Below are 8883 nucleotides of genomic sequence, written 5' to 3' on the forward strand. Positions count from 1 at the left end.
GGTCGCCTCGCGCAGCCGGGCGATCGCGACCTCGGCGGCGTGCGGGTCGCGCGAGTCGCCCGGCAGCGCCGCGAGCACCTGGTCGCGCGGGACCACGGAACCGCGCGCGTGCGCGAGCAGCCGCAGGATCTCCAGGCCCGTGGGCGTCAGGGGCAGCACGCGGTCGCCGAGCACGGCCGCGCCGCGATAGACGCGCAGCGGGCCAGCGATCGTCTCGAGCGCCTCGAGCCCGCCGTAGTGGTTGACGATGAGCCGCACGAGCGAGCCGAGCCGGCCACGGTCGGGGATCAGCGGCTCGATCCCGCGCTCCTGCAGCGGCAGCGCGGTCACGGGCCCGACCGCCGCCATCACGACCGAACCCTCCCGGCACCGCTCCACGACGGCCTCGACCACGCCCTGCTCGTCGGCCGCGGCGAGCCACGCGGCCGCCCCCGGCGCGGACGTGAACGCGACCGCGTCCACCTCCCCGACGGCGACCGCCCGGACGGACGCCGCCACGGCGGCCGGGTCAGGCGGCGGCCCCCACCGGTAGACGACGAGGCTGCGCACCCGAGCGCCCGCGGCCGCGAACGCCGCGTCGAGCCCGTCGGACCCCGCACCGTGGTGCTGCACGACGACGTCCCGGCCGGTCACGCCCTCGTCGAGCAGGACCTGGGCGACCTCCGCGCTCGTCTCGGACTCGGCGACCCAGTCGGGGATGAGCCCCGCCGCCTGGATCGCGCCGCGCGCCTTCGGGCCACGCGCGACGATCCGCGCGCCGCGCAGCGCCTCGACGAGCTCGTCGGCGAGACCCGCGGCGTCCGCGGCCTCGACCCAGCCGCGGAAGCCGATGCCCGTCGTCACGACGACCGTGTCGGGCGGGTCCGCGATCACGTCCCGCGTCGCCGCCAGGAGCGCGGCGTCGTCGATGTTCGGGATCATCCCGAGCGCGGCGGCGTGCCGGACGCTCGCGCCCCGCCGGGTCAGGGCTGCGGTCAGCTCGCTCGAGCGGCGGTCCGCGGTGATGAGCACGACGCAGCCGGCCAGGGTCTGGTCGATCCCGGGGTCGGTCGTCGTGCTCGTGGTCGCGGCGCTCACCACGCCATTGTGCGGTCTGTGAGGTCGGGTGCACCGGGTGAGTCCACGGGCCGGGGCTCGAGGAGCCCTTCGGCCGCGACCTCACCCAGGACGAGCACCGCCGGGGCCTTGACGCCCTCCGCGAGCGCGGTGGCCTCCAGGGTCGCGAGCGTGGCCCTCGTGACGCGCTGCGTGGGCGTGGTGGCGCGCTCGACGACCGCCACCGGCGTCGTCGGCGCGACACCGAACTCCAGCGCGCGTCCCGCGAGCTCACCGAGTGCGGAGACGCCCATGAGCACGACGACCGTGCACGTCGCGTCGCGCAGGCCCACCAGGGCGGCCTGCGACCACCCGTCGTGCCCGTTCATCACGTGCAGCGCGCCGACGGTCCCGCGGTGCGTGAGCGGGATCCCCGCGGCGGCCGGCGCCGCGAGCGCCGAGCTCACGCCCGGGACGACCGTGACCGGCACGCCCGCCGCGCGGCACGCCAGGACCTCCTCGCCCCCGCGTCCGTAGACGAACGGGTCGCCGCCCTTGAGCCGCACGACGACCCGCCCGCGCTTCGCCTGCTCGACGAGGATCCGCCCGATCTCGTGCTGCGGCACCGGGTGGTGCCCAGGCGTCTTGCCCACGTCGATGATCTCGACGTCCGGCGCGAGCTCGTCGAGCACCTCGACCGGCCCGAGCCGGTCGGTCACCACGACGTCGGCCTCCGCGAGCGCGCGCCGACCTGCGAGCGTGAGCAGCCCGACGTCGCCGGGTCCCCCGCCGACGAGCACCACCCGACCGGCGTCGCGCGCGCGCCTGCCCCGGACGTCGACATGACCCTCGCGCAGGTGGTCGGCCAGCACGTCGCGGACCTTCTCCGCGAGCGCGTCACGCACCGCCGCCGTGCGACCCGGGTCGGGCGCACCGGTCGAGACGACGCCCACGAGGACGTCGCCGAGGCTCGTCGTCGCCGGGGTGCGCGCGGTGCCGCCCGCCACGCGGCCCGCGTGCACGCAGAACACGCGTCGCTGCGCGGCCCACTCGGCCACCTGGTCGTCCGTCGCGCCGTCCCCCGTGGCGGTGAGCACGAGCCACGCGTCGTCGAGGTCCTGCTCGCGGACCTCGTGCGACTTCCACTCCACCTGGCCCCAGCGGTGCGCGTCGCGCAGCGGCTCGCACAGCGCGGGCGCGACGACGAGCACGCGCGCGCCGTCGGCGACGAGCGCCTGCACCCGGCGCGCGGCGACGGGACCGCCGCCGACGACGAGGACACGGCGGCCCGTCAGGTCCAGCCCGAGCATCGTCGTCATGCGTCACCCCCCGCCTGGCCGGTGGTCGGGGCCGGCTCGCCGATCTCGACGATCCCATCGACCACCCGGACGGCCCAGGCCCGAAGGTCCGGGGCGAGGCCGCGGACGGGGCTCTTGCCGACCGGGTCCAGGCACGCACCGGTCCGCAGGTCGAACACCTGCTTGTGCATCGGGGAGGCGACGGTGGGCACGACCTCGTCGTGCACGTGGCGTGTCCCGACGATGCCGCGCGAGAGCACGTACGCGCCGCAGAACGGGTCCTGCTGCTGCACGGCCAGCACCGTGTCGTCGACCAGCCGGAACAGCGCGACCTGGTCGTCGCCGACGAGGGCCGCAGCGCCGCGCTCGGGGACGAGGTCGTCGAGGCGGCACACCGCCGTCCAGGTCGTCGTCGTGGGCAGGGTGTCCAGGACGGTCATGCGCGCACCTCCAAGGTGGTTCCGGCGACGAGGACGGGCTCGCCGCGGTCCGCGGCCGCGCGCTCGTCGGCGGTGGCGGGCCGGGCCTGGCCCCGCTCGGGGACGTAGGCCAACGAGGGGTCGGCGGTCTGCGGGGCGTTGACGAACGAGGCGAACCGGCGCAGCTTCTCGGGGTCCTCCAGGGTCGCCCGCCACTCGTCCTCATACTCCTCGACGTGCCGGGCCATCTGCGCGTCGAGATCCGCGGCGATGCCGAGCGAGTCCTCGAGGACGACCGCGCGGACGCCGTCGAGCCCGCCCTCGACCTCGTCCACCCAGGGCGCGGTGCGCTGCAACCGGTCGGCGGTGCGCACGTAGTACAGCAGGAACCGGTCGATCGTCCGGATCAGCGTCTCGGTGTCGAGGTCCTCGGCCAGCAGGCGCGCGTGCCGCGGCGTGAACCCGCCGTTGCCGCCCACGTACAGGTTCCAGCCCTTGTCCGTGGCGATCACGCCGACGTCCTTGCCGCGCGCCTCGGCGCACTCGCGCGCGCAGCCCGAGACACCGAGCTTGATCTTGTGCGGGCTGCGCAGCCCCCGGTAGCGCAGCTCGAGGAGGACCGCGAGCGCGACCGAGTCCTGCACGCCGAACCGGCACCACGTGGAGCCCACGCAGGACTTCACGGTGCGCAGCGACTTGCCGTACGCGTGCCCGGACTCGAAACCCGCGTCCACGAGGCGCTGCCAGATGAGCGGGAGCTGGTCGATCCGCGCGCCGAACAGGTCGATCCGCTGGCCGCCCGTGATCTTGGTGTAGAGCCCGAAGTCCTGCGCGACGGCGCCGATCGCGATCAGCCCCTCGGGCGTGACCTCACCGCCCGGGATGCGCGGGACCACCGAGTAGGAGCCGTCCTTCTGGAGGTTGGCCATCACGTGGTCGTTGGTGTCCTGCAGCGCGGCCCGCTCGCCCTCGAGGACGTGCGCGGGCGCGGTCGTCGCGAGGATCGAGGCGACCGCGGGCTTGCAGATGTCGCACCCGCGGCCGGCCGCGTCCGTGCCGAACCGCGCGACGACCTCGGTGAACGAGGCCAGTCCGGCGACGCGGACGGCGTCGTAGAGCTGTGCGCGGGACAGCGCGAAGTGCTCGCACAGGGCCGACGAGACCGTGATGCCCTGCTTCGCGAGCTCGGTGCCGACGAGCTTCTTGACCAGCGGGAGGCACGAGCCGCACGACGTGCCCGCCTTCGTGCACGCCTTGACCGCACCCACGTCGGTGCAGCCGTGCTCGGTCACCGCGCCGCGGATCGCACCCGCGCTGACGTTGTTGCACGAGCACACGCTCGCGTCGTCGGGCAGCTCCAGGTCGGGTGCGCCCCCGCCCTCGGGGAGCAGGTATGCCGCCGGGTCGCCGGGGAGCTCACGGCCGAGCATCGGCCGCAGGCTCGCGTACGCCGACGCGTCACCGACGAGCACGCCGCCGAGCAGCGTGCGCGCGTCGTCGGACAGGACGAGCTTCTTGTAGACGCCCGCGACCGGGTCCGCCCAGACGACCTCGAGCGCGCCGGGCGTGGTGCCGAACGCGTCCCCGAAGCTCGCGACGTCGACGCCCGCGAGCTTGAGCTTGGTGGCCGTGTCGGCACCGGGGAACTGCGCCGCGCCGCCCAGCAGCCGGTCGACCGCGACCTCGGCCATCGCGTAGCCCGGCGCGACCAGGCCGATGCACTGGTCCTGGATGCACGCGACCTCGCCGACGGCCGAGACGTCCGGGTCGCTCGTGAGGCACGCGTCGTCGACGACGACACCGCCACGCTCGCCGATCAGCAGGCCCGCGTCCCGCGCGAGCTCGTCACGCGGCCGGACCCCGGCCGCCACCACGACGACGTCCGCGTCGACGCGGCCCCCGTCGGCCAGGTCGAGACGTCCGACCCCGCCGCGACGGTGCGCGCGGATCCGCGTCGTCATGGCGTTGAGCCGCACGCCCACGCCCAGGCCGTTGATCAGCCGACGCAGCGCCTCACCGCCGCCCAGGTCGATCTGCGTCGACATCAGGTGCGTGCCGACCTGCAGCACCGTCGCCTGCGCGCCCAGCGCCTGCAGCGCGCCCGCGGCCTCCAGCCCGAGCAGCCCGCCGCCGAGCACCGCGCCCCGCACGACGGGCTTCGTCGCGCGGAGCTTCTCGACGTACCCGCGCAGCGCCGCGACGTCGTCGACCGTGCGGTACACGAACACGCCCTCGAGGTCCGCGCCCTCCACGGGCGGCACCCAGGCCGACGAGCCCGTCGCCAGGACCAGGTGGTCGTAGTGCTCGGTGCGGCCGCGCTGCGTGGTGACGGTCCTGGCCACCCGGTCGATCGCGACGACCTTGTCGTCGCGGCGCAGCGAGACCAGCGGGTCGTCCCACAGCGTCGCGTCGCCGAGCGCCAGGTCGTCGGCGTCGCGGCCCGAGAAGTAGCTGGTCAGGGCGACGCGGTCGTACGGCCGGCGTGGCTCCTCGGCCAGGACGGTGATGCGCCAGCGGCCGTCGGCGTCACGGTCGCGCATGGCCTCGACGAGGCGCTGCGCCACCATGCCGCCGCCGACGACGACGAGGTGCTTGCTCACGGGGGCTCCGTCCGACGGGTGACGACTTACCTCACCGACGGTACGAACGGCGTGTTTCCGGCAGGCGTGTCCACGCGTTTCCCCACCGCAACCTTTCTCGCACACCCGCGGCGGTCGTCGTGTGAGACGAGGCGTCCGTCCGCGACGGCCGCGGCCGGGTGACCGGTACGGCACGGCTGCGTATCGTCGCCCTGGCGGGGGCGCGGGTGGTGCCGAGGACGAGGAGGACGGCTGTGGCGCACGAGGTCGTGGTGGGCCTGCTGCGGGCCGTGAACGTGGGTGGGCGCAAGCTGACCTCCGCGCAGCTGCGCGGGACGGCCGAAGGGATCGGGTACACCGAGGTGAAGACGTACGTGAACTCGGGCAACGTCGTGCTCGTCTCGCCGCACGGCGCCGCGCAGGTCGCCGACGAGCTCGGCGCGGCGCTCACCGCCGAGGCGGGCTTCGCCGTGCCGGTGATCACCCGCACCGCCCAGCAGTGGCACGCGATCGTCGAGGCGCTGCCGCTGCGCGACGAGGCGACGGACGACCCGACGCACGTCGTCCTGGTGACCTGGGACGGGCCCGTGGCCGCGACCGCGGCGGACTTCGACGCGACGCGGTACGGCCGCGAGCGTCTGGAGTGGCGGGACAGCGAGCTGTACGCGCACTACTGCGACGGCCAGGGCCGATCCAAGCTGACCCTGCCGGTCCTCGAGAAGGCGGCCGGTCGGCGCGGGACCGCGCGCAACTGGAACACCGTGCTCGCGCTCGACGCGCTCGCCCAGGAACGGGTGTGACCTGGGGACGCGCCGCGGCCGGCTGCCTTGGCATCCGCGGCGGTCGTCTGATGGGATCGAGGCCATGTCCCAGCTGAGCATCGACTCCTTGTCCAAGGCGTACGGGCCGGTCCAGGCCCTGCGCGACATGTCGTTCGAGGTACGCGCGGGCGAGATCTTCGGCTTCGTCGGGTCCAACGGCGCAGGCAAGTCGACGACGATGCGGATCGTCCTCGGCGTGCTCGCCGCCGACTCGGGCGAGGTGCGCTGGGACGGGCGCCCGCTGGACCTGCACGTCCGCCGGCGCATCGGGTACATGCCCGAGGAGCGCGGGCTCTACCCGCGGATGCGCGTCGGCGAGCACCTGGTGTACCTCGCACGCCTGCACGGGATGTCGAGGACCGCGGCCGTCGCGGCGATGGAGCACTGGACGGACGTGCTGGGCATCGACGCGCGCCGCGGGGACGAGGTGCTCAAGCTCTCGCTCGGCAACCAGCAGCGCGTCCAGCTCGCGGCGGCGCTCGTGCACTCCCCCGACATCCTCGTGCTGGACGAGCCGTTCTCCGGCCTCGACCCCGTCGCGGTCGACGTCATGAGCCAGGTGCTGCGCGACCAGGCCGCGGCCGGGGTCCCGGTGATGTTCTCCTCGCACCAGCTCGAGCTCGTCGAGCGGCTGTGCGACCGCGTCGGGATCGTGCGCGCGGGTTCGATGGTGGCCGTGGGTGGCATCGACGAGCTGCGCAGCACGCCCGAGCGCAGGTGGGAGGTCGACGGGCCTGCGCCCGACGACTGGCTCGCGCGCGTGCCCGCCGCGCGCCTGGTGTCCTCCGAGCCCGCGTCGGGGTCCTCGGCCGGCACCGGCGCAGCGCGACGCAGCGTCGTCGAGGTCGCGAACCCCGACCTCGCGGATGTCGACCAGGAGCTCCTCGCCGCCGCGCTCGCCGCCGGTCCGGTGCGCGAGTTCGCCCGCGTCCGTCCGTCCCTCGTCGAGCTGTACCGGCACGTCGTCTCGAGCGACGAGTCCCCCGCCGCGTCCGACCGCACCCCCGCCGAGGTGACCGCATGAGCACGCCCTCCACGCGCCTGTCGCCCGCCACGACCGGCGAGCTCAGCACGGGCGCCGCGATCCGGCTCGTCGCCGGCCGGGAGATCTCGACCCGGGTCCGCACGAAGGCGTTCCTGTGGACGACCGCACTCTTCGTGGTCGCCGTCGTGCTGGGCGGCGTGCTGCTCAACGCCGTCAGCGGCCAAGGGCCCGACGCCACGCACGTCGGCTTCACCCCGGACGCCTCGGCCGCGGCGAGCGCCTTCGAGGCGACCGCGACCGGGATGGGCGTGACGGTCGAGACCAGCGACGTCGCCGACGCCGCCGCGGCCGAGAAGGGCCTGCGCGACGGCGACCTCGACCTCGTCGTGACGGCTGTCGACCCGACGCTCGACGTGCAGGTGAAGGCCGCCGTCGACCAGACGATGCAGCCCGTGCTCGCGGCGTTCGCGCAGCAGCTGGCGCTCGCGTCCGCCGTCACCGACCTCGGCGGCGACCCGGCCGACGTCTCCGGTCAGATCGCGCAGGCGGCCCCGCAGGTCTCGGCGCTCGAACCCGAGCCCGCGCGCGACGGCGGCCAGATCGTCGCGGGCTACCTCGCCGGCATCCTGCTGTTCATCTCGCTGATGACCGCGGGCCAGCTCGTCGCGCAGGGCGTGGTCGAGGAGAAGTCGAGCCGGGTCGTCGAGCTGCTGCTCGCGACCCTGCGCCCCGCGCAGCTCATGGCCGGCAAGGTGCTCGGCATCGGCGTGGTCGGCCTGCTGCAGGTCGCGCTGGTCGTCGCCGCGGGCGCGGGGACGGCCACGGCGCTCGGCCTGCTCGACTCGTCGTCGCTCGACCTGGGCACCACCGCGCTCTGGGCCCTCGTGTGGTTCGTCGTCGGGTTCGCGATGTACGCGCTCGTCCTCGGGGCGCTCGGCGCGCTCGTCTCGCGCCAGGAGGACGTCGGCTCGGTCATCGGGCCCGTCACGACGCTCATGATCGTCCCGTACGTCATCGGCATCTCGATCCTGCCGTGGGACCCGACGAACTCGCTGGCCACGTCGCTGTCGTACGTGCCGTTCTGCTCGCCGATGCTCATGCCCATGCGCATCGCGCTGGGCGTGGCGGAGACGTGGGAGGTGCTGCTCGCGCTCGGCCTGTCGATCGCGCTGGTGCCCGTGCTCGTCTGGCTGGCCGGGCGGATCTACTCGGGCGCCGTGCTCCACTCGGGTGGCCGCATGAAGGTCCGGGAGGCCCTGCGCCGCGCCTGACGGCCTGCCGCGCGGGCTAGTTTGAGCCCATGGCGACGCTCTTCACGAAGATCATCGACGGCGACATCCCCGGACGGTTCGTGTGGGCCGACGACGTGTGCGTGGCGTTCGCGACGATCGCGCCCATCACCGACGGCCACGTGCTCGTCGTCCCGCGCGCGGAGATCGTCGAGCTCACGGACGCCCCGGACGACGTGCTCGCGCACCTCGCGGTCGTCGCACGCACGATCGGCTCGGCCCTCCAGACCGAGTGGGACGCGCCGCGGGCCGCGCTGCTCGTCGCGGGGTTCGAGGTCCCGCACCTGCACCTGCACGTGCTCCCGGCGTGGGACGAGGCCAGCCTGACGTTCGCCAACGCGCGCACCGACGTCCCGGCGGACGCGCTCGACGCCGCGGCCGAGCGCGTGCGGGCCGCGCTGCGGTCGGCCGGGCAGGGCGCGCACGTCCCACGCGCGCTGGGGTCACCCGCGCTCTG

The 8883-nt window shown here is 74.7% G+C and carries 8 protein-coding genes; 4 read left to right on the plus strand and 4 right to left on the minus strand.

Annotated elements, in window-relative coordinates:
• The 4 genes from CWIS_RS15865 to nirB form a co-directional block, all read right to left on the minus strand.
• On the minus strand, positions 1–1077 hold a 1077-nt coding region (locus tag CWIS_RS15865; protein ID WP_048344316.1), incomplete at its 3' end, for a uroporphyrinogen-III synthase.
• On the minus strand, positions 1074–2354 hold the full coding sequence (gene cobA, locus CWIS_RS15870; protein ID WP_048344297.1) for a uroporphyrinogen-III C-methyltransferase: 1281 nt from the start codon (positions 2352–2354) through the stop codon (positions 1074–1076). The genes CWIS_RS15865 and cobA, both read right to left, overlap by 4 nt.
• Positions 2351–2773, minus strand: a complete 423-nt coding sequence (gene nirD / locus CWIS_RS15875) for a nitrite reductase small subunit NirD (protein ID WP_048344298.1) — start codon at positions 2771–2773, stop codon at positions 2351–2353. Before nirD ends, cobA begins: the two co-directional genes overlap by 4 nt.
• Positions 2770–5319 carry a nitrite reductase large subunit NirB gene (nirB, locus tag CWIS_RS15880; RefSeq protein ID WP_048344317.1) on the minus strand — a complete coding sequence of 850 codons (2550 nt, stop codon included), beginning with the start codon at positions 5317–5319 and terminating at the stop codon, positions 2770–2772. The genes nirD and nirB overlap by 4 nt, the downstream gene beginning before the upstream one ends.
• A gap of 266 nt (positions 5320–5585) precedes the next feature.
• Between nirB and CWIS_RS15885 the strand changes: the two genes are divergently transcribed.
• From CWIS_RS15885 to CWIS_RS15900, 4 genes are all read left to right on the plus strand, one after another.
• Positions 5586–6131 (plus strand): DUF1697 domain-containing protein, encoded by a 546-nt coding sequence (locus CWIS_RS15885; protein ID WP_048344299.1) that lies wholly within the window; start codon positions 5586–5588, stop codon positions 6129–6131.
• 64 nt (positions 6132–6195) lie between these two features.
• Complete coding sequence (locus CWIS_RS15890) at positions 6196–7176, plus strand: ABC transporter ATP-binding protein (protein ID WP_048344300.1); 981 nt, start codon at positions 6196–6198, stop codon at positions 7174–7176.
• Positions 7173–8408 carry an ABC transporter permease gene (locus tag CWIS_RS15895; protein WP_048344301.1) on the plus strand — a complete coding sequence of 412 codons (1236 nt, stop codon included), beginning with the start codon at positions 7173–7175 and terminating at the stop codon, positions 8406–8408. The genes CWIS_RS15890 and CWIS_RS15895 overlap by 4 nt, the downstream gene beginning before the upstream one ends.
• Positions 8409–8437: 29 nt before the next feature.
• On the plus strand, positions 8438–8883 hold a 446-nt coding region (locus CWIS_RS15900; RefSeq protein ID WP_048344302.1), incomplete at its 3' end, for an HIT family protein.

It is taken from the genome of Cellulomonas sp. A375-1 (assembly GCF_001040865.1).
Classification (GTDB): domain Bacteria; phylum Actinomycetota; class Actinomycetes; order Actinomycetales; family Cellulomonadaceae; genus Cellulomonas; species Cellulomonas gelida.

Bases quoted from the DNA above. Each gene is read 5' to 3' on its own strand.
- cobA (WP_048344297.1), bottom strand. From the start codon at position 2,354: ATGACGACGATGCTCGGGCTGGACCTGACGGGCCGCCGTGTCCTCGTC.
- nirD (WP_048344298.1), bottom strand. From the start codon at position 2,773: ATGACCGTCCTGGACACCCTGCCCACGACGACGACCTGGACGGCGGTG.
- nirB (WP_048344317.1), bottom strand. From the start codon at position 5,319: ATGGTGGCGCAGCGCCTCGTCGAGGCCATGCGCGACCGTGACGCCGAC.
- CWIS_RS15890 (WP_048344300.1), top strand. From the start codon at position 6,196: ATGTCCCAGCTGAGCATCGACTCCTTGTCCAAGGCGTACGGGCCGGTC.
- CWIS_RS15895 (WP_048344301.1), top strand. From the start codon at position 7,173: ATGAGCACGCCCTCCACGCGCCTGTCGCCCGCCACGACCGGCGAGCTC.